The sequence below is a fragment of the Faecalibacterium tardum genome (assembly GCF_040096515.1).
GTDB classification, from domain to species: Bacteria; Bacillota; Clostridia; order Oscillospirales; family Ruminococcaceae; genus Faecalibacterium; species Faecalibacterium tardum.
This window is the reverse complement of record NZ_JBBMEO010000018.1, coordinates 26,656-45,185: the sequence shown is the minus strand read 5'-3', so window position 1 is coordinate 45,185 and position 18,530 is coordinate 26,656. Positions and strand designations below refer to the sequence as shown.

Sequence of the window (18,530 nt, the reverse complement as noted above, 5' to 3'; positions counted from 1 at the left end):
GCAATGGAGCCAACGCCCACGTTGGCGCTGCCGGTCAGCTGGCTGCCCACGCTGACGATCATGGTGCCAAGGAAGGAGGCGCCCTTGCCACAGATATCGAACAGACCAAAGTATTCGCCAGATTTTTCCTGCGGGATGATCTTGGCAAAGTGGCTGCGGCTCAGTGCCTGCACGCCGCCCTGGAACATTCCCACCACCACGGCAAGCACCCAGAACTGCCACTGGCTCTTCAGGAAGAAGGCAAAGACGGCGATGCCGGTATAGGCCGCAATGCACACCGGGATCAGGGTCTTGGACGCGTATTTCTGGCTCAGACGGCCAAAGATCAGCGCCGAGGGGAAAGCCACGATCTGGGTGACCAGCAGCGCCAGCAGCAGACCGGTGGTGTCCAGTCCCAGTGCCGTGCCGTAGGCGGTAGCCATATCAATGATGGTATACACGCCGTCGATGTAGCAGAAGAAGGCCAGCAAAAACCAGAACACCTGCTTGTCCTGCGGCAGATGCTTCAGGGTCTGCCCGATGCGCACAAAACTCTGTCGGATGGCGTGCTGCTCCACCTCCACATAGTTGATCTGGCGGTATTTTTTCAGCAGCGGCAGGGTGACCACCAGCCACCATACGGCGGTAATGACCAGCGCGATGGACAGCGCGGTCATCTGGCTGAGCCCCACCGCACTGCTGCCCAGCACCAGCGCCAGACAGACCACAAAGGGCACGCAGCTGCCGATATAGCCCCATGCGTACCCGCGGGAGGACACCATGTCCATCCGCTCCGGGGTGGTCACATCGCCCAGCATGGAGTCGTAGAACACCAGACTGCCGGAGTAGCCGATCTTTGCAATGATAAAAATGACCAGAAAGGCCAGCCATGTGCCCGCCATACCCATGGCGCAGCAGCCAATGACGCCCACAAAAAGGCAAAGCATGAAGATGGGCTTTTTAAAGCCCTTGGTGTCGGCCAGCGTGCCCAGAATGGGGCTCAGAATGGCGGTGACCACCGTGACGATGGAGCTTGCATAGCCCCAATAGGCCAGATAGTCCACCTTGCTCACCCCACCGGCCTCGGCCAGCGCATTGAAGAAGATGGGCACCAGCGTGGCGATCATCAGCACAAAGGCCGAGTTGCCCACATCGTATAAGATCCATGCCCGCTCCAGCGGTGTCACCTTGAATTTTTCAGTTTTCATCGTATTTCCCTTGTCCTCTTTGCACCGCCGGGCGGCGCGTTTTTTAAAATTCCCCAAAGGTGTGGTCGTAGGCGGCATCCAGCGGCTCGTCCGTATCCAGCTTTGCCACATACTCTAAGATCAGCCGCTCTGCCAGCGGTAAAGCCTTGGCGTACAGCGCGTCCAGCTTGCGGTTGCTCTCGGTGCACTGCGGGTTCGGCTGCGGGTTTGCCACAAGGCCGTGCATCCCATCGTACTTGCCCAGCACCTTCATGCCGGTCAGCACCACCCAGCGCTTGACCGGGCTCGAAGCCTGCAGCACCTTATGCACCATGATCATCCCCTTCAGGGCTTCCAGCGCGGTCTGCTCCGAAATATCCCTGTAAAACGGCGCAATGACCCGGGCGTTTGACGCGCTGGGGTGGATATGGCTGGCGGAAAAGAAGGTCAGCGGGTCATAGCCGTCCCGGCGCATCAGCATATTGTCGAACTCGGTCTCGATCTCGCAGTGGGTCACACCGCTCTCCCGGGTAAACTGCTCCACAAAGGGGTGGCAGGTGCTGTCCAGCGCAAAATGACACACAAAACCCAGCGCGTAGGCCAGCGCAGCCTCGCGGTCGGCTTCCTCATGCACCACCCGCCGTGCCCGGTCAAAGAACGTTCTGCCCGGCTCGTCGTGCATGGCGTTGCCCAGCGCGGCGACCGGGGTGGACTTTTCCGCATGGTAATAGAACAGCAGATCCGGCCCGTGCAGACCGATATCGTACAGTTCCCGGTGTGCCTCCAGCTTTTCCCGCAGCGGCGCGGGCAGATGATCCAGCACATTTGCGCCAAAGCGGCGGTGTGCGTAGGTAGAGGGCATCTCTCATTCCTCCTTCTTGCTGTGCCAGTGCCCGCCGCCCTGTTCCGGCTGCACTGACCAAAAATCCTATCGTTTCCAGTATAGCAGAAAGTTTGCCGACCTTCTACCCTTTTGTGTCTGTTTTCTGTAAAAAGTTTTAATAATTTTGCTGCACTTCCCGCCGCTCCCCCAAACAGAAAAGGGACCTCCTGAAATGCCCGCAGGCATTTCAGGAGGTCCCTTTCTAATCATTCAGATTCACACACTCTCATAGCCCTGCGGCATCTCGCTCTTGCGGTCGCGGGACATCAGGTTGCGCAGTGCGTCGCTGGCGCTCATGCCCTCCTTGACAATGGCGTTCACCGTCTGGGCAATGGGCATTTCCACATGGTACTTCTCGGCCAGCTCCATAGCGGCGGGCAGGGCGTTGATGCCCTCCACCACCATGCCGACCTCCTTCACGGCCTGCTCCGGGCTTTCGCCCTTGCCGATCAGGATACCGGCGCGGTTGTTGCGGCTGTGCATACTGGTAGCGGTAACGATCAGATCGCCGATACCGGCCAGACCCGCAAAGGTCTGGACATTGCAGCCCATAGCCACGCCCAGCCGGGCGATCTCGGCAATGCCGCGGGTGATCAGGGCGGCGCGGGCGTTATCGCCGTAGCCAAGGCCAGTGGAGATGCCGACACCCAGCGCGATGACATTCTTCATGGCGCCGCTCAGCTCCACGCCCTTGATATCAGTGTTGGTGTACACGCGCATACAGGTGTTGCTGAACACCTCCTGCACCACCTCGGCAGCCTCCAGATCCGGGCTGGCGGAAACGATGGTGGTGGGCAGATCCAGCGCCACCTCCTCGGCGTGGGTGGGGCCGCTGAGCGCCACCAGACGCACCGCGCGGGGGCCGTTCTCGTGGCTCAGCTCGTCGGCAAGGATCTCGGTCATGGTATATAAGGTATCAGGCTCAATGCCCTTTGCCACATCCACGATGATCTGGCCGGAGCGGATATAGGGCCGCGCCTTGGCTGCCGTGGCGCGCACGAACACCGACGGCACTGCAAACAGCAGCACGTCCTTGCCGGTGCACACTTCCTCTATGCTTTTGGTAAAACGCAGCTCCTGCGGGATGACCATCCCCGGCAGATTGGGGTGTACCCGGGTGGCGGAAAGGTTGTCCACCTCGGCCTCAATGGCCGACCACACCTGCACATCGTTGCCGCTGACGGTCAGCATCCGTGCCAGAGCCATGCCCCAGGTACCTGCACCCAGAACACCAATACTAAACTTTTTCACGTTTGTATCCTCCGTGTCTGCACCGGGCCAAGGGCAAGCCCCTGCCGGTGGATTTGCGCCGTGCCGAGCCGTTGCCCCGCGCCTGCGCACTACTATGACCATTGTACACGAAAGCACCCACAGCGTCAAGCATCTGCCGCATTGCACAATTATTTAACAAGTTTATGCAATTTTTCGGTCACATCACACGTTTTGTGCAAACCGTTTGCGCTGCGGGGCATTTCATGCTATTATAGTATTCTGGTAGGTTTTGTAGGGATTGGTGATTCAGTCTCTTGACTTTGACCCTACTTTAAGGTATATACTGCTTTAGTCGGCAAAAACTTTGCCGGAGCGCGTATTTTTATTTTGAGGAAAAACCAATGTTTGAAGCACTTTTATCCAACCGCACGGTCAGCGTGCTGGTGGAGGCGCTGCCCCGCATCCTGACGGCAGGCCTGACCATGACTATTCCGCTGACCCTTCTCTCCTTCTTTTTTGCCATGATCATCGCAGTGGCGGTGGCGCTGGTGCAGTACGCCAACGTGCCGGTGCTGCGGCAGATTGCCCGGTTCTACATCTGGGTCATCCGGGGCACGCCGCTGCTGGTGCAGCTGTTCATCATCTTTTACGGCCTGCCCAGCGTGGGCATCATGCTAAACGCCTTTCCGGCAGCGGTCATCACCTTTGCCTTTAACGAGGGTGCCTACTGCGCCGAGACCATGCGCGGTGCGCTGGAAAGCGTACCGCAGGGGCAGCTGGAGGCCGGGTACTGCGTGGGCATGAGCTGGTGGCAGATCATGCGCCGCATCGTGCTGCCGCAGGCGCTGCGCACCGCCGTGCCTGCGCTGTCCAACTCCCTTATCGGCATGATCAAGGACACCTCGCTGGCGTCCAATATCACGGTGGCAGAGCTGTTCATGGCGGGGCAGCGGGTAGCCGCCCGCACCTACATCTTTTTGCCCATCTACTGCGAGGTAGCTGTGGTGTATCTGCTGTTCTGTACCGTCATCACCAAGCTGCAGGCGCTGCTGGAACGTCAGCTCAACGCCCGCGGCTTCCAGTAAAAGGGAGGTGCGCACCTATGGCTATGTTAGAGATCCGCAATGTGCAAAAAACCTTCCGCACCTACGCAAAGCCCGGCCTTTTCCACCGCCCCGGTGCACGGAAGGTCGCCAGTGAGCTGCCCGTGCTGCGCGGGGTAGACCTGACCGTGGAAAAAGGCGATGTAGTGGCGATCCTTGGGCCGTCCGGCTCCGGCAAGACCACCCTGCTGCGGTGTTTAAACTTTCTGGAAACTGCCGATGCCGGGCAGCTGGTATTTGACGGCGAAAGCTTCGACCTTGCCCATGCCAGCCGCGCCGACATTGCCCGGCTGCGCAAAAAAACCGCCTTTGTGTTCCAGAACTACAACCTGTTCCGCAACAAGACCGCCCTGCAAAACGTGACCGAAGGGCTCATTGTGGCGCGTAAGCTGCCCAAGGAGCAGGCGGATGAGATCGGCATGAAGATGCTTGCCAAGGTAGGCCTTGCTGACCGCGCCGACTACTACCCCCGCCAGCTTTCCGGCGGGCAGCAGCAGCGGGTGGCGATTGCCCGTGCCCTTGCCGCCGACCCGGAAATTATTTACTTTGACGAGCCCACCAGCGCCCTTGACCCGGAGCTGACCGGCGAGGTGCTCAGCGTGATGCGGCAGCTGGCCGAAGAGGGCATGACCATGCTGGTGGTCACCCACGAGATGGGCTTTGCCCGCAACGTTTCCTCCAAGACCGTGTTTATGGAAAACGGCGTGGTGGTGGAGCAGGCACCCTCTCAGCAGTTTTTTGCATCCCCCAAGGAGGAGCGCACCCGGGCTTTCCTGCGCAGGATCGCCCATACGGAATAAAACCACTTCTCTTTTTGCATTTTTTCGACAGAAAGGAATTTTTACTTATGAAACGCAGAACCTTTATCTCTCTGATGGGCGTTATGGCTGCCGCCGGGGTGCTGGGCCTGACCGGCTGCTCCTCCAAGGACACTGCCTCCAGTACCGCCGGTCCCGCAACGCTGAATAAGCTGGACAGCATCCAGAAGAGCGGCAAGCTGGTGGTGGCGCTGGAGGGTGCATGGCAGCCGTGGAGCTACCACGATTCCTCCGACACGCTGGTGGGCTACGACGTGGAGGTATCCCGCGCCATTGCCGAAAAGCTGGGCGTAGAGCCGGAGTATGTGGAGAGCGACTGGGACAGCCTGTTTGCTGGTCTGGACGCAGGCCGCTACGACATGGTGTGCAACGGCGTGGAGGTGACCGAGGAGCGCGCCAAGACCTACGCTTTCACCACCCCCTACGGCTACATCCACACTGCGCTGGCGGTGCGCAAGGATAACGAGGACATCCACAGCTTTGAGGACCTGAAGGGCAAGACCACCGCCAACAGTCTGGCTTCCACCTACATGGAGCTGGCCGAAAGCTACGGCGCTACCGTGCAGGGCATCGACACGCTGGAAGAGACCATCCAGCTGCTGACCGCAGGCCGCATTGATGCCACTCTGAACGCGGACGTTTCCTTCTACGACTACCTGAACGTCCACCCGGAGGCAGATTTCAAGCTGGTGGCACAGACCGCTGAAGCCTCCCATGTGGCCATCCCGGTGCTCAAGAGCGAGGACACCGCCTATCTGGACGCGCTGAACACCGCCATTGACGCCCTGCGCGCCGACGGCACCTTAAAGACCCTGAGCGAGAAGTATTTCGGACAGGATATCTCTTCTGAAAATTAAGCTTTATATACATCCCTGCACCGCTGTGGAAAACCCGCAGCGGTGTTTTTTTTGCGTTCGTCTATTGACTTATGCAATATTATATGATATATAATATTATAGAAACACACCATACTGAAAGGAGGCTGTTCCTGCATGAGTTTTCCCATCAGTGCCGCGCTGCTGGACGCCATTGTGCTGTCCGTGGTGGCGCAGGAGCCGGAAGGTACCTACGGCTACAAGATCACCCAACAGGTCACCCACACGCTGGAACTGAGCGAATCCACCCTGTACCCGGTGCTGCGCCGGTTACAGAAAGATCAGCTGCTCACGGTCTACGATGCGCCCTTCAATGGCCGCAACCGCCGCTATTATCAGATCACCTCCGCCGGGCAGGCGCAGCTTGCCGCCTACGCGCAGGAGTGGAGCCGCTACCGTTCTTCCATTGACACATTTTTCAGAGAGGTGGAATGATCTATGACCCGTACTGCATTTCTTGCTGCGCTGGAGCAGCTTCTGGCTCCCTTGCCGGAGTCCGAGCGCAAGGACGCTTTGAGTTATTACGAAGATTATCTGGATGCCGCCGGGCCGGAAAACGAAGCCCGCGCCATTGCGGAGCTGGGCAGTCCCGAGGAGGTCGCCCGCAAAATTCTGGACGAACAGACCCCGGCAGGCAGCTCTGCCGCCCCGGTATCCCCTGCCCCGCGTTCCCGCTGGCGCATGGTGCTGGGCGGCGGGCTGGCGGTGCTGGTGCTGGCCTGCTTTTTCTTCCAGCACTCCAAGGCCACCCCGGTGCAGCCGGTCGAGCCTGCGTCCCCGGCAGCGGACAGCAGCTCTGTCCCGGAGGAGGCCAGCAGCAGCTACCTCGCTGTCCCGGCCGATACCGTGCCCCTCACCATCCCCGCCGATGACCTTGGGGAAAGCACCCTGCAGATCCCGCTGGAAAAGCTGGATCAGGAACTGAAGCTCAGCCTGAACTACGGCTCTGTGACCTTTGTCACCGACCCGTCCCTCACCTCGGACAAATACGCCACCTTCCAGTTCGACAACTTCCCGCATTCGCCTGTTCTGCGCACCACCGGCGGGGATGGCCGCACTACCCTGACCTTTGAAATGCCGGAAAACTGGCAGGTAGCCGAGGATGCCCCGGAGGCCATGCTCACCGTCACCATTCCGGCAGACGCCCTCACCCGGCTGATCATCAGCTTGGAGACCGGCGATGTCCGCCTTGCGCCCATGCAGCTGAAAACGCTGACTGTTGCGCTGAACAATGGCAGTCTGCGTGCCGAAGACCTGACCGTGACCCGCGACATGCTGGTCGAGCTTCCTGCTGGCAAATGTATGATCGATCACCTTTCCATTGCGGAATACGCCAGTATCGCTGCAACCTACTGCATCCGCCTGCATCTGGATGGCGACCCCGCCGACTACACGACCGATGCCCGCACGGATGACGTTGTACGCATCGGCAATAAGGAATATGATAAACGCTATACCTCTTCCGGTTCCAACGGCATCCTGAATCTTTACGCCAAAGGGCTGATTTATCTAAACGTTGACGAACAACGCCCTGCATAACAGAAAGCGCCCCTCTTCCATGGCTTTGCGCCAGCGAAGAGGGGCGGTTTTGTGTTTATGCCTGATGAAAATACTCGTAGATGGTCTGTGCCAGCTGTTTGCCCACACCGGGAGTGTTTTCCAGCTGGTCGGGGGTGGCTTCCTTCACCGCGCCCACGCTTTTGAACTGCGCCAGCAGGGCTTTAGCCGTTTTAGGGCCTACGCCCGGTACTTCGGTCAGGGTGGAGGAGTAGCTTTTCTGCTTCATCTGCTGCTTGCGGTAGGCGTTGGCAAAGCGGTGGGTCTCGTCCTGAATGGCAGTGATGAAGGTAAAGGTGCCGCGGTTCATGTTGATAGCGATTTCCCGCCCGTCGCTGTCCACGATGGCGCGGGTGCGGTGGTGATCATCCTTTACCATGCCGTACAGCGGCACATCTTCCAGCGCCGTACCGGCAAGCGCCTCCTTTGCGGCGCTCACCTGTCCCCTGCCGCCGTCCATCAGCAAAAGATCCGGCTTCTGCCCGAACCAGTTGCCGCTTGGCTGACCATTTTCAGCCTGTGCAGCGTATTTTTCGTACTCTGCCGCCCGGCGGGAGACAGTCTCTGCCAGCGAAGCGTAGTCGTCCGTGCCCGCCACGGTCTTCATTTTGAACTTACGGTAGCCCGCCTTGAAGGGCTTGCCGTCCTTGAAGGTGACCATGCCGCAGACGCTGCTGCCATCACCCCAGTTGGAGATATCGTAGCTTTCAATAGCGCGGGGCGGCTTTGAAAGCCCCAGCACCTGCGCCAGCTCGTCCAGCAGCTTTTCCTCCCGGGCGTAGCGTCCGCTCTCCCGCGCCAGACGCTCCACCGCGTTGGTGTGCGCCATCTCTACCAGATGCGCCTTGTCCCCTCGCTGGGGCACGTACAGCTGTACCTCGCTGCCCCGCTTCTGGTTCAGCGCCTGCTGCAAGGCATCCACGTCCGGCGGCAGTGCGTCCACCGCGATGATTTTCGGAATTTGTTCATCGTCCAGATAATACCGGGGCAGAAACTCCTCCCGCACCGCGTCGATATCCGAGGTATCGTGGAACAAAAACTCCCGCTTATCGGTCAGCCGTCCCTCCCGGAAGCGCAGCACCGCCGCACACACACTGTCCGGCGTACCGGCAAGCGCTACCACGTCCATCTCCACGTCCGGGTCTACCACTACCTTCTGCCCTGCCGTCAGCTTGGTGATGGCGTTGATCTGATCCCGCAGAAGAGCGGCGGTCTCAAATTCCAGCCGGTCGGAGGCTTCCTGCATCCGCTCATTGAGGGTTTTCAGGATGTCCTTTTTGCCATAGCGGATCAGGTGCACCGCGTTTTTGACCGCCTGATTGTAGGTCTCGCAGCTGATCTTTCCGCTGCACACCGCCATGCACTTGCCGATATGGGCGTTCAGGCAGGGGCGGCCTTTGCCGATCTCCTGCGGGAAGCGCTTGGAGCAGCGCGGCAGCAAAAAAGCATCCATGGCCGTTTCTGCCATCTGCCGCGCCGCAAAGCTGGAGGTGTAAGGGCCGATATACTCTGCCCCGTCCTCCTCCTTTTGCAGGGTGAAAGAAAGGCGCGGCCAGTCCTCCCGGGTGACGCGGATGTAGCTATAACCCTTGTCATCCTTGAGCAGAATGTTGTACTTGGGGGTGTGCGCCTTGATCTGGCTGGCTTCCAGCACCAGCGCCTCGAACTCGCTTTGGCAGACGATAACGTCAAAGGCGTAGGCATGGGCGATCATCTGGCTGACCTTGTTATCGTGGGGCACGCCCTCGCGGAAATACTGGCTTACCCGGATGCGCAGGCGCTTGGCCTTGCCAATATAGATGATGGTGTCGCTTTTGTCCCGGATGATATACACCCCAGGCAGCAGCGGCAGCATACAGGCTTTTTGATAGAGCTCGGCCTTGGTCATGCGTTTTCGTCCTCAGCTTTTGCAGCACGGAGGTTTTTGCAGTGGAAGAGATCGGCCACGCAGCCCACGATGCCCGCCACATTGAGCAGCCATACCCAGCTCTTGACCCGCTGCTCGGTGAGCAGTTCCAGCAGGGCGTTTGCCGCCAGCAGCAGACTGAACAGAACAAGGAACACATACCACGGCTTCCCGGAATTACACAGTGCCACGAACTTTTCCATTCGCTGTTTGTTTTTCTCGCTCATAAAAAGCCCTCCTTCTTCCCGTAAAAAAGCTTATCAAAAAAGCGGCAGGGAACCCCCGCCGCTTTCTGTTGCTTGTGATACAGACTTACTCTGCAAAGCCGGACTCCACCAGCTTGATCAGGCCATCCACGGCAGCCTGCTCATCCGCGCCGTCAGCGATGATGCGGATGGTGGTGCCGCCCACGATACCCAGAGACAGAACGCCCAGCAGGCTCTTTGCGTTCACGCGGCGTTCTTCCTTTTCGACCCAGATGGAAGACTTGAACTCGTTTGCCTTCTGGATAAAGAAGGTAGCCGGACGAGCGTGCAGACCAACCTGATTTTCAACGGTAACTTCTTTTACGTACATAGTAAAGCGCTCCTATCTAATATCGTTTTGGTGTACAAAAGCATGGTGTGCCTGTTGTGTTACACTCATTTTAGCGCAAGTCGAAACACTTGTACAGACCCCTTTTGCATTTTTGGCGCTTTTCCCAATGAAACAGGGAGCATTTTTCAGGTTTTGTACAAAGACAATAAAATTATACCCCAAAGGTTAGAGGTGTAATACAAAAGTTTTCAACAACTTTTAGACCGCCGGGGAGTTTTCCTCTGAATTTTGTGTATTTTCACCGACATTTCCGGCGCGGCTCACTCCTGCACAGGGCCTGCGTAGCGCATCTGCACCAGTGCGCATTTGCGCGTCACAGTGGGGTATTGCTGCGGGTCAAATTCCAGACTGGTGCTGCCGTCCAGCTGCCAGCCCATGCGGGTATACAGCGCAATGGCGCGGGTGTTGGTGTTCAGAACACTCAGCACCGGGTGTGCGTGCTCCGGCAGCTTTTTGCGGGCAAAATCCAGCAGCTTTGCGCCAATGCCCTTGCCCCGGGCTTTTTCCGTGACGAACAGGTGCTCGATATGCCCCGCCTTATGGCTGACGCACACCATGCCGTCCGGCACATCCTTGGTGGTGTGCAGGTAGCACACCCAGCCCGCCGCCTTTTCCTGCTGTAATTGCAGCAAAAACTGCGGCTCGGTCAGAGCGCGGCAGTATTCCGGCGTCCAGTTGTCGGCGCAGACAGCCTGCCGACCCTCAGCAAACAGCTTTGCGGCGGCGGCAAACTGCTCGGCGGTCTTTACCAGCCGGACATTCTCGCCCCGCTTCCACTTGGGCACTTCGGCAATGGGGTGGCTCGTACACCACTGCTCGTACAGCTCCGGGCGGCGCAGACGGGTGCGGGTGCGGCTCTGTTCGCCGCGCCACGCGTCAATTTTTGCATGGTCGCCGCCCAGCAGCACCTCGGGCACAGCACGGCCCTCCCACACCTCGGGGCGGGTGTACTGGGGGTATTCCAGCAGGCCGTCCCAGTAGCTTTCCTCCTCGTAGCCCTTCTGCTCAGCCAATACGCCGGGCTTCAGGCGCAGCACGCTGTCTGCCACCACAAGGCTGGCCAGCTCGCCGCCGGTCAGGATATAATCACCAATGGAGATCTCCTCGTCCGCAAAAGCATCGATGACACGCTCGTCAATGCCTTCGTAGTGGCCGCAGACCAGCGTCAGGTTGTCGTACTGTGCCAAGCGCTTTGCGTGCTCCTCGGTGTAGCGCTGCCCGCCCGCCGTCAGGAACACAATATGCGGGGCGGGCCGTCCCTGTTCCGCTACCTCGCGCTGCACCGCCCGCAGGCAGTCCGCGATGGGCTGGGCGTACAGCACCATGCCGCAGCCGCCGCCGTAAGGGTAATCGTCGGTCTGCTTCTGCTTGTTCAGGGTATAATCCCGGATCTGGTGGCAGTGGGTCTCAATATAGCCCCGCTTTGCCGCCCGGCCGATGATGCTGGCATCCAGCACCTGCTGGCACATCTCCGGGAACAGGGTCACGATATCCACACGCATTCCCATGGCTTACTCCTCCTCCCGCTCGCTGTCAAAATCATCATCCAGCAGGCCGGGGATGGGGGTGACAAGGATATACCCCTCCGGCGGGTTGCGCTCTTTCAGGAAGGCGTCCACCCCGGGGAACATATACTCCTTGCCGCCGGGTGCCTTGACGGTGTAGATATCTTGCGCACCCGGGTGATCCACGCTGGTCACCACGCCGTACACCTTGCCAGTGTCGGCATCCCGCACTTCGCACCCGATGAGATCTGCCACATACCACCGGCCTGCGGGCAGGGTGGCATCGTTGCGGTCAAAGTAGAACACCTGCCCGCGCAGCGCCCGGGCGGCATCCATATCGCTGACCCCCTCCAGCTGGAGCAGCGCCATCTGCCCCTGCGGACGGATGGAAAGGATCTTATAGGCTCTGCCGCCCTGTGCCGACGGGTACAGGCGGCCCACTTTTTTTAAAAAATCCACCCCGTCGCACCAAAGCTCCAGCTTCATTTCCCCGCGCACACCGTGGGTGGTAACAACTTTTCCGGCTTCCAGATATTGCTGCATCGTTTTCTCCTGTAAGAACCCTCTCAGTCAATGCCTGCGGCATTGCCAGCTCCCCCGAGGGGGGGAGCTTTTTGACGAAGAGGTGGTGTATTGCTTGTTTGTTCAGAATGCTCCTGTGTACAGTCTGCTCCAAGCTCCCCCTTTCGGGGGAGCTGGCGCGAAGCGCCTGAGAGGGTTTTCTATAACCAAAAAGGCCCCTTGCCGCAAGGGCAAAGGGCCAGTAGGGTGCTCAGTCGATCTCAACAAGGACCTTTTCATCGACCCGCACAGCAGCCGCGCGCATCACCACACGAATGGCTTTTGCGATCCGGCCCTGCTTGCCGATGACACGGCCCATATCTCCCTCTGCCACGCTCAGGTGGTAGACGATGGTACCGTCCTCGCGGGGCTCGTCCACCGTGACCTTAACGGCGTCCTTGTCCTCCACGAGACCGCGGGCAACTGCCAGCAACAGCTCCTGCATGAGTCAGCCCTCCCCTACTTACAGAATGTTGGACTTCTTCAGCAGGACACGAACGGTATCAGTGGGCTGAGCGCCGTTAGCGATCCACTGCTTTGCCTTCTCGGCATCGATCTTCACCTCAGAGGGCTCCTTGTTGGGATCGTAAGTGCCGATCTCCTCGATGAAGCGGCCATCGCGGGGGAAGCGGCTGTCAGCAACGACAACACGGTAGAAGGGAGCTTTCTTGGCGCCAACGCGGCGCAGACGAATCTTAACTGCCATAATAGATATCCTCCAAAAATTGTTGTTTTTGATATATGTTACAAACCCCGCCGGGGTTGTATACCGTTGTTATTTCAGTCCGCGGAAGGCGTTGGGGTTGCCCATCATGCCGCCCAGACGGCGGGCAAAGCCCTTGGGGCTCTTCTTGAACTGCTTCATCATCTTCTGCATCATCTCGTACTGCTTGAGCAGCTTGTTCACGTCCTCCACGCGGGTACCGCTGCCTGCAGCAATGCGGCGCTTGCGCTTGGGGTTGATGATGGAAGGCTTTTCCCGCTCTTCCTTGGTCATGGAATAGATCATGGCCTCGATGCGGTCAAAGGCTTTTTCGTCGATCTGGCTGGCGTCGATGCCGGAAGCACCGGGCAGCATGCTGAGCATCGCGCCTGCACCGCCCATTTTGCGGATCTGGGCGAACTGCTCCAGCATATCGTTCATATCGAACTTATTTTCCATCAGACGCTTGGCGGTCTCTTCGGCAGCCTTTTCGTCGGCGGCATCCTGTGCGCGCTCGATCAGGCTGAGCACATCGCCCATGCCAAGGATGCGGCTTGCCATGCGGTCCGGGTGGAACACATCCAGATCATCCAGCTTTTCGCCGGTGCCCTGAAACTTGATGGGCTTGCCGGTAACGGCCAGCACGGAAAGCGCTGCACCGCCGCGGGTATCGCCGTCGGTCTTGGTAAGGATGATGCCATCCACGCCCACCGTCTCGTTGAAGGTCTTAGCCACATTGACGGCATCCTGACCGGCCATGGCGTCCACCACCAGCAGGGTCTCATCCACGGGAACGGCGGCCTTGATGTCCACCAGCTCCTGCATCAGCACTTCATCGATCTGCAAGCGGCCTGCGGTATCCAGAATGACGATGTCGTTGCCGTAGTCTCTGGCGTGCGCCAGTGCCTTGCGGGCGATCTCCGGCGGCTTTGCGCCGGGCAGGGTGAACACCGGTGCACCGGCCTGCTTGCCCACCACCTGCAGCTGGTCAATAGCAGCGGGGCGGTAGATATCGCAGGCCACCAGCATGGGGCGGCGACCCTGCTTGATATAGAACTTGGCAAGCTTTGCCGCGTGGGTGGTTTTACCGTTGCCCTGCAAGCCGCAGAGCATGATGACCGTCTGGCCCTTGTTTTTGATGTTCAGGCGGGCGGCTTCGCTGCCGCCCATGAGGGCTACCAGCTCCTCATTGACGATCTTGACCACCTGCTGGGCGGGGGTCAGGCTTTCCATGACCTCCTGTCCCATGGCGCGCTCGGACACCTTTGCGCAGAAGTCCTTTGCAACCTTGTAGTTGACATCGGCTTCCAGCAAAGCCATCCGCACCTCGCGCATGGCGGCTTTGATATCTGCCTCGGTCAGTTTACCGTGACCGCGCAGCTTTTTGAATACACCGGCAAGGCGGTCGGTCAGGGATTCAAATGCCATTGTGCGGTGCTCCTTTCAAAATTCGATCAGCTTTCGTTTGCTTCATCCATCGAGCGGATGATCTCCAGCATTTTTGTCAGCGTTTCCACATATTCCGTGGTGGTGATATTGGCGCGGGGGCCGGTGCACTCGAACCGGGTGTCGATGACCAGCTGCTCCAGCTGTTCCAGCTTCTGCTGCACCCGCCGGTAGCGGGCTGCAAAGCCTACCTTTTCTTCCAGTTCCTTCAGGGTGGTCTCGCCGTGCTTGATGGCGTCCCGTGCGCCCTGCCGGGTGATGCCGAAGTTTTCGCCGATCTCGCTCAGCGAAAGATCATCGTTGTAATACTGGCGCAGCATCTCGCGCTGCTTCTGGGTAAGCACCTCGCCATAAAAATCCAGCAGATACCCCATTTCCAGATCTTTTGCCATTGCTGTTGACCCCCGGTGCTCTGCTGTCTGTGCTTGCTGTGTTGTAAAGTTTTTTTGCTTTACGGATGGAGTATACCAGAACCCCTGCCCCTTGTCAAGGGGATTTTGGAGTTTTTTCTGAAATATCTGCCCAAAATTCGCTGTTTTTGCCAAAAGGCATCTTGACGCAGCCGGGGGCTTTGCGTTAGGATAATAGTGTTGTATCCCAAGAGAAAGGAGTGCCCTTGTGCCGATCTACTCTAATTTTTACCAGACCCTTACCACTGCCTGCCCCATTGTGGAGCTGCGGGGCTACGCCGCCGCCTGCGGGCTGAAGGGGCATCTGTACGCGTATCTGGATTTTAACGGCCCCACCGGCACCGCCCGGGACGGCCTTGCCGAGGGGATGCTGGCGCTTGCCATTGAAAAAAAGCAGCTTGCCCCGGGGCAGCCCATCATTGAAGCAGCCTCCGGCCCCTTTGCCACCGCCCTTACGCTGGCCAGCCTGACCGCCGGGCACCCCATCGTGCTGGTGATGCCGGAGGACGCCCCTGCCCTGCGGCAGGAGTATCTGCTGCGGCTGGGTGCGCAGATCCGGCACAGCCCTGCCCGCAGCGGTCTGGCCGGAGCACGGGCACTGGCGGCGCAGACCGCCGCTGCGAACGGCTGGTACTATATGAACTGGCTTGCCAACGACGATAACCCGGAGTATCACCGCCGGGTCACCGGCCCCGCCATCGTGCAAAGCATTGCCCGGCAGAACAAGAGCCTTGTGGACGCCATCACCATTGGCGTGGGCAGCGCCGGCACGGTGACCGGCGTAGGCGAGACCATCAAGGCATGGACGAACGATGTGCGCATCGTGGCGGTAGAGCCTTACGAAAATCAGGTGCTGGGCGGCGGACTTACCGGGCCCCACGGCATCCCGGATATCGGCTACGGCATCGTGCCGGAAAACTACAACAGCTATGTGGTGGATAACGTTTCCGCTGTGGCCAGCCGGGACGCCCAGCGTGCCGCCCAGCAGGTGCTGCGCACCGATGCCATCCCCGCTTCGGTCAGCGCCGGTGCTGCCCTGCACGCCGCCGCCCAGCTGCTGGCCAACTGCAACAGTCGTGCCGCGCTGGCGATCTTCAGCGGGCGCGCCAGCATCGTGTAAGCGGCTGCTTCTATCAATAGGAAAGAAGGACGTTTTTCATGACCAAGGACATGACCAGCGGCGCCATTACGCCGTTGCTGATCAAATTTACCATTCCGCTGGTGCTGGGCAACCTGTTCCAGCTTACCTACAACGCCGCCGACAGCATCATCGTGGGCAAGTTTGTGGGCGAGGACGCACTGGCTGCCGTGGGCACCTCGAACCCGCTGATGACCCTTGCCATCCTGTTCATCAACGGGATGTGTCTGGGCGCGGGTATCCTGGTCAGCACCGCCTTTGGCGCGGGAGATACACAGCTGGTAGAGCGTCAGGTCTCCACCACCGCCATTGCAGGCACGGTGTTCTCTTTGACCTTCTCTGCCCTGTGCGTGCTGCTGGCAGACCCGCTGCTGCGGCTGCTGCAGGTGCCTGCGGCTATTCTGCCCATTGCGGTGAACTATCTGCGCATCGTGTTTGCAGGGCTGATCTTCACCTTCTTCTATAATTTTCTGGCTGCCACCATGCGTGCGCTGGGCGACAGCAAGAGCGCACTGTATTTTTTGATGATCAGTGCGGTGCTGAACATTGGTGGCGACCTGTTTTTTGTGGAAGCGCTGGGCTGGGGCAGCGAGGGCTGTGCCCTTTCCACCGTGCTCAGCGAGGCTGCCTGCTGCCTGCTGTGCGTGGTGTACATCCGCTATAAGGTGCCGGTTTTACAGCTGGGCAGACGGTGGCTGGTGTATGACGGCAAGCTGCTGCGCAAGACCGTAAGCTACGGCTGGGCCAGCGCCATGCAGCAGGCCACAGTGCAGCTGGGCAAAATTGCGGTGCAGGCCATCGTGAACACCATGGGCGTCAACGCTATGGCTGCGTTTACCGCCGCCTCTCGCATCGACGACTTTGCCTACACCCCGCAGCAGAACATCGGCCACGCCATGACCACCCTGATGGCGCAGAACCGCGGTGCGGGCAAGGCCGACCGGGTACGGCAAGGCTACCACTGCGGGATGCGCATTGAGTTTGCCTATGGCATCCTGCTTACGGCCATCTGTCTGCTGTTTGCCCAGCCCATCATCCGGCTGTTCGCCACCGACCCCGCCGTAGTGGACTTGGGCGTGCGGTTTTTGCGCACCATCTCGCTGTTTTATCTGATGCCCGCCGCCACCAACGGCATTCAGGGCTTTTTCCGGGGCATGGGCGATTTGAAGGTCACCCTGAACAGCAGTATGCTGAACATGGGTGGCCGTGTGGCCGCCGCCGCCCTGTTTGTGCTGGTGCTGAAAATGGACATTGAAGCTTTGCCCTTCAGCTACGCCGTGGGCTGGCTGCTGATGCTGCTGTACGAGCTGCCCATGCTGGTGCGTTTTCTGCGCAGCAGCGAGATGTAAGATAAAAAACAATGCCGGAGCATCAACGCTCCGGCATTGTTTTTTATAGATATGTTTTACTTGGTGCCGTAGATACGGTCGCCTGCATCGCCCAGACCGGGCACGATGTAGCCATTCTCATTCAGGCAGTCATCCTGTGCGCCCAGATAGATGTCCACATCGGGGTGTGCCTCGTGCAGAGCCTTGATGCCCTCCGGTGCGCCCAGCAGACCGATGAACTTGATGCGCTTTGCGCCGTGCTTCTTAATCTGGGTGATGGCATCGATGGCGCTGCCGCCGGTAGCCAGCATGGGGTCCAGCACCAGAACGTCGCGCTCGGCGATATCCTGCGGCAGCTTGCAGAAGTACTCCACAGGCTGCAGGGTCTTTTCGTCACGGTACAGGCCGATGAAGCCAACCTTGGCAGCGGGCAGCAGGGTCAGCATGCCGTCCAGCATACCCATGCCTGCGCGCAGGATGGGCACCAGAGCCAGCTTGCGGCCTGCCAGCACCTTGGTCTTTGCCATGGTGATGGGAGTTTCGATCTCCACCTCTTCCAGCGGCAGATCGCGGGTAGCCTCGTAGCACAGCAGAGTTGCGATCTCGCCAACGAGGTCACGGAACTCCTTGGTGCCGGTCTGTTTGTTGCGCAGCAGGCTGATCTTGTGCTGCAGCAGCGGATGTTCAACGATCATCGGGGTCATAAAAACACGCTCCTTAATTTATATAGAACATTCTATCGGGTACTGATCTGTGCCCTTGCCCGCCCGGTGGGCGCACAAAAGGATTTTTTCACAGAGAAGCTTGCACAGCAAGCTTCTCTGTGAAATTACAAAAATTTCAATCAGCGGTTTTCCAGTGCGGTCAGCTTGTCGATGCGGCGCTGATGACGGCCACCCTCAAACTGGGTGTTCAGGAAGATATCCACCAGCTGGCAGGCAAGACCTGCGCCCACTACGCGGCCGCCCATGCACAGGGCGTTGGCGTCGTTGTGGCGGCGGGTATACTCGCAACTGAAGCTGTCGGAGCAGCAGCAGGCGCGGATGCCCTTGATCTTGTTGGCAGCCATGCTGATGCCCACACCGGTGCCGCAGAACAGCAGTGCCTTCTCGCACTGGCCGCTCACCACTGCGTCACAAGCGGGCACAGCCATGTCGGGGTAGTCCACGCTGTCGGTGCTGTGGGTGCCAAAGTCGATATACTCCAGACCAAGCTCTTCCAGATGTGCCTTGACAGCCTCTTTCAGTTCAAATCCGCCGTGGTCGGCGGCAAGTGCAATGGGTTTTGCCATGGAAAAACGTCCTTTCCCTGTGAGTGGTCAC

Annotated in this window: 21 protein-coding genes; 7 read left to right on the top strand and 14 right to left on the bottom strand. The window is 59.2% G+C overall.

Annotated features, from left to right (window positions below; all coding sequences use genetic code 11):
* The 3 genes from WMO44_RS10495 to WMO44_RS10485 form a co-directional block, all read right to left on the bottom strand.
* Positions 1 to 1,187: MFS transporter (locus tag WMO44_RS10495; RefSeq protein WP_349152550.1), on the bottom strand; the 1,187-nt coding region annotated here is incomplete at its 3' end.
* A 43-nt stretch (positions 1,188 to 1,230) separates the two neighbouring features.
* Positions 1,231 to 2,028: a zinc dependent phospholipase C family protein gene (locus tag WMO44_RS10490; protein ID WP_349152549.1), complete on the bottom strand. Its 798-nt coding sequence runs from the start codon at positions 2,026 to 2,028 to the stop codon at positions 1,231 to 1,233.
* Between the two features lie 237 nt (positions 2,029 to 2,265).
* The gene (locus WMO44_RS10485; protein WP_435387733.1) at positions 2,266 to 3,402 is read right to left on the bottom strand and encodes an NAD(P)H-dependent glycerol-3-phosphate dehydrogenase; all 1,137 of its coding nucleotides are present in this window, start codon (positions 3,400 to 3,402) and stop codon (positions 2,266 to 2,268) included.
* A gap of 260 nt (positions 3,403 to 3,662) precedes the next feature.
* Between WMO44_RS10485 and WMO44_RS10480 the strand changes: the two genes are divergently transcribed.
* From WMO44_RS10480 to WMO44_RS10460, 5 genes are all read left to right on the top strand, one after another.
* Positions 3,663 to 4,346, top strand: coding sequence for an amino acid ABC transporter permease (locus tag WMO44_RS10480; RefSeq protein WP_349152548.1), 684 nt, complete (start codon positions 3,663 to 3,665; stop codon positions 4,344 to 4,346).
* A 17-nt stretch (positions 4,347 to 4,363) separates the two neighbouring features.
* The gene (locus tag WMO44_RS10475; protein WP_270193083.1) at positions 4,364 to 5,164 is read left to right on the top strand and encodes an amino acid ABC transporter ATP-binding protein; all 801 of its coding nucleotides are present in this window, start codon (positions 4,364 to 4,366) and stop codon (positions 5,162 to 5,164) included.
* 47 nt (positions 5,165 to 5,211) lie between these two features.
* Positions 5,212 to 6,039 carry a transporter substrate-binding domain-containing protein gene (locus WMO44_RS10470; protein WP_349152547.1) on the top strand — a complete coding sequence of 276 codons (828 nt, stop codon included), beginning with the start codon at positions 5,212 to 5,214 and terminating at the stop codon, positions 6,037 to 6,039.
* 135 nt (positions 6,040 to 6,174) lie between these two features.
* Positions 6,175 to 6,492 (top strand): PadR family transcriptional regulator, encoded by a 318-nt coding sequence (locus WMO44_RS10465; protein ID WP_349152546.1) that lies wholly within the window; start codon positions 6,175 to 6,177, stop codon positions 6,490 to 6,492.
* 3 nt (positions 6,493 to 6,495) lie between these two features.
* On the top strand, positions 6,496 to 7,596 hold the full coding sequence (locus WMO44_RS10460; RefSeq protein WP_349152545.1) for a DUF1700 domain-containing protein: 1,101 nt from the start codon (positions 6,496 to 6,498) through the stop codon (positions 7,594 to 7,596).
* A gap of 55 nt (positions 7,597 to 7,651) precedes the next feature.
* Here the strand turns inward: WMO44_RS10460 and uvrC are convergent, their stop codons facing one another.
* The 9 genes from uvrC to WMO44_RS10415 form a co-directional block, all read right to left on the bottom strand.
* A complete protein-coding gene (gene uvrC, locus WMO44_RS10455) occupies positions 7,652 to 9,502 on the bottom strand; it encodes an excinuclease ABC subunit UvrC (RefSeq protein WP_349152544.1) in 1,851 nt (616 codons plus the stop codon).
* Complete coding sequence (locus tag WMO44_RS10450; RefSeq protein WP_097778839.1) at positions 9,499 to 9,747, bottom strand: hypothetical protein; 249 nt, start codon at positions 9,745 to 9,747, stop codon at positions 9,499 to 9,501. Before WMO44_RS10450 ends, uvrC begins: the two co-directional genes overlap by 4 nt.
* 85 nt (positions 9,748 to 9,832) lie before the next feature.
* Positions 9,833 to 10,096, bottom strand: coding sequence for an HPr family phosphocarrier protein (locus WMO44_RS10445; protein WP_005920365.1), 264 nt, complete (start codon positions 10,094 to 10,096; stop codon positions 9,833 to 9,835).
* Between the two features lie 281 nt (positions 10,097 to 10,377).
* Positions 10,378 to 11,625, bottom strand: coding sequence for a tRNA (guanosine(37)-N1)-methyltransferase TrmD (gene trmD, locus WMO44_RS10440; protein ID WP_349152543.1), 1,248 nt, complete (start codon positions 11,623 to 11,625; stop codon positions 10,378 to 10,380).
* A gap of 3 nt (positions 11,626 to 11,628) precedes the next feature.
* The gene (gene rimM, locus WMO44_RS10435; RefSeq protein ID WP_349152542.1) at positions 11,629 to 12,165 is read right to left on the bottom strand and encodes a ribosome maturation factor RimM; all 537 of its coding nucleotides are present in this window, start codon (positions 12,163 to 12,165) and stop codon (positions 11,629 to 11,631) included.
* Positions 12,166 to 12,394: 229 nt separating this feature from the next.
* Positions 12,395 to 12,628: a KH domain-containing protein gene (locus WMO44_RS10430; protein ID WP_005920371.1), complete on the bottom strand. Its 234-nt coding sequence runs from the start codon at positions 12,626 to 12,628 to the stop codon at positions 12,395 to 12,397.
* An 18-nt stretch (positions 12,629 to 12,646) separates the two neighbouring features.
* Positions 12,647 to 12,889: a 30S ribosomal protein S16 gene (gene rpsP / locus WMO44_RS10425; RefSeq protein WP_022257433.1), complete on the bottom strand. Its 243-nt coding sequence runs from the start codon at positions 12,887 to 12,889 to the stop codon at positions 12,647 to 12,649.
* 69 nt (positions 12,890 to 12,958) lie between these two features.
* Positions 12,959 to 14,314, bottom strand: a complete 1,356-nt coding sequence (ffh, locus tag WMO44_RS10420; protein WP_349152541.1) for a signal recognition particle protein — start codon at positions 14,312 to 14,314, stop codon at positions 12,959 to 12,961.
* Between the two features lie 26 nt (positions 14,315 to 14,340).
* The gene (locus WMO44_RS10415; protein ID WP_015536880.1) at positions 14,341 to 14,724 is read right to left on the bottom strand and encodes a sigma factor-like helix-turn-helix DNA-binding protein; all 384 of its coding nucleotides are present in this window, start codon (positions 14,722 to 14,724) and stop codon (positions 14,341 to 14,343) included.
* A 226-nt stretch (positions 14,725 to 14,950) separates the two neighbouring features.
* Between WMO44_RS10415 and WMO44_RS10410 the strand changes: the two genes are divergently transcribed.
* Positions 14,951 to 15,862 carry a pyridoxal-phosphate dependent enzyme gene (locus WMO44_RS10410; protein ID WP_097778841.1) on the top strand — a complete coding sequence of 304 codons (912 nt, stop codon included), beginning with the start codon at positions 14,951 to 14,953 and terminating at the stop codon, positions 15,860 to 15,862.
* Between the two features lie 38 nt (positions 15,863 to 15,900).
* On the top strand, positions 15,901 to 17,229 hold the full coding sequence (locus tag WMO44_RS10405; protein WP_349152540.1) for an MATE family efflux transporter: 1,329 nt from the start codon (positions 15,901 to 15,903) through the stop codon (positions 17,227 to 17,229).
* Positions 17,230 to 17,285: 56 nt separating this feature from the next.
* Here WMO44_RS10405 and upp read toward each other — a convergent pair whose 3' ends face one another.
* Together upp and rpiB are read right to left on the bottom strand one after the other, a co-directional pair.
* Positions 17,286 to 17,912 (bottom strand): uracil phosphoribosyltransferase, encoded by a 627-nt coding sequence (gene upp / locus WMO44_RS10400; RefSeq protein ID WP_349152539.1) that lies wholly within the window; start codon positions 17,910 to 17,912, stop codon positions 17,286 to 17,288.
* Between the two features lie 140 nt (positions 17,913 to 18,052).
* The gene (gene rpiB, locus WMO44_RS10395; RefSeq protein WP_112090383.1) at positions 18,053 to 18,499 is read right to left on the bottom strand and encodes a ribose 5-phosphate isomerase B; all 447 of its coding nucleotides are present in this window, start codon (positions 18,497 to 18,499) and stop codon (positions 18,053 to 18,055) included.
* Between the last annotated feature and the right edge of the window lie 31 nt (positions 18,500 to 18,530).

Coding starts and splice junctions, on each gene's coding strand:
- WMO44_RS10475 (WP_270193083.1), top strand. CDS start 4,364: ATGGCTATGTTAGAGATCCGCAATGTGCAAAAAACCTTCCGCACCTAC.
- WMO44_RS10470 (WP_349152547.1), top strand. CDS start 5,212: ATGAAACGCAGAACCTTTATCTCTCTGATGGGCGTTATGGCTGCCGCC.
- WMO44_RS10490 (WP_349152549.1), bottom strand. CDS start 2,028: ATGCCCTCTACCTACGCACACCGCCGCTTTGGCGCAAATGTGCTGGAT.
- WMO44_RS10415 (WP_015536880.1), bottom strand. CDS start 14,724: ATGGCAAAAGATCTGGAAATGGGGTATCTGCTGGATTTTTATGGCGAG.
- ffh (WP_349152541.1), bottom strand. CDS start 14,314: ATGGCATTTGAATCCCTGACCGACCGCCTTGCCGGTGTATTCAAAAAG.
- rimM (WP_349152542.1), bottom strand. CDS start 12,165: ATGCAGCAATATCTGGAAGCCGGAAAAGTTGTTACCACCCACGGTGTG.
- WMO44_RS10405 (WP_349152540.1), top strand. CDS start 15,901: ATGACCAAGGACATGACCAGCGGCGCCATTACGCCGTTGCTGATCAAA.
- rpsP (WP_022257433.1), bottom strand. CDS start 12,889: ATGGCAGTTAAGATTCGTCTGCGCCGCGTTGGCGCCAAGAAAGCTCCC.
- trmD (WP_349152543.1), bottom strand. CDS start 11,625: ATGGGAATGCGTGTGGATATCGTGACCCTGTTCCCGGAGATGTGCCAG.
- WMO44_RS10485 (WP_435387733.1), bottom strand. CDS start 3,402: ATGGTCATAGTAGTGCGCAGGCGCGGGGCAACGGCTCGGCACGGCGCA.
- WMO44_RS10430 (WP_005920371.1), bottom strand. CDS start 12,628: ATGCAGGAGCTGTTGCTGGCAGTTGCCCGCGGTCTCGTGGAGGACAAG.
- WMO44_RS10460 (WP_349152545.1), top strand. CDS start 6,496: ATGACCCGTACTGCATTTCTTGCTGCGCTGGAGCAGCTTCTGGCTCCC.
- rpiB (WP_112090383.1), bottom strand. CDS start 18,499: ATGGCAAAACCCATTGCACTTGCCGCCGACCACGGCGGATTTGAACTG.
- WMO44_RS10450 (WP_097778839.1), bottom strand. CDS start 9,747: ATGAGCGAGAAAAACAAACAGCGAATGGAAAAGTTCGTGGCACTGTGT.
- WMO44_RS10445 (WP_005920365.1), bottom strand. CDS start 10,096: ATGTACGTAAAAGAAGTTACCGTTGAAAATCAGGTTGGTCTGCACGCT.
- uvrC (WP_349152544.1), bottom strand. CDS start 9,502: ATGACCAAGGCCGAGCTCTATCAAAAAGCCTGTATGCTGCCGCTGCTG.
- WMO44_RS10465 (WP_349152546.1), top strand. CDS start 6,175: ATGAGTTTTCCCATCAGTGCCGCGCTGCTGGACGCCATTGTGCTGTCC.
- upp (WP_349152539.1), bottom strand. CDS start 17,912: ATGACCCCGATGATCGTTGAACATCCGCTGCTGCAGCACAAGATCAGC.
- WMO44_RS10480 (WP_349152548.1), top strand. CDS start 3,663: ATGTTTGAAGCACTTTTATCCAACCGCACGGTCAGCGTGCTGGTGGAG.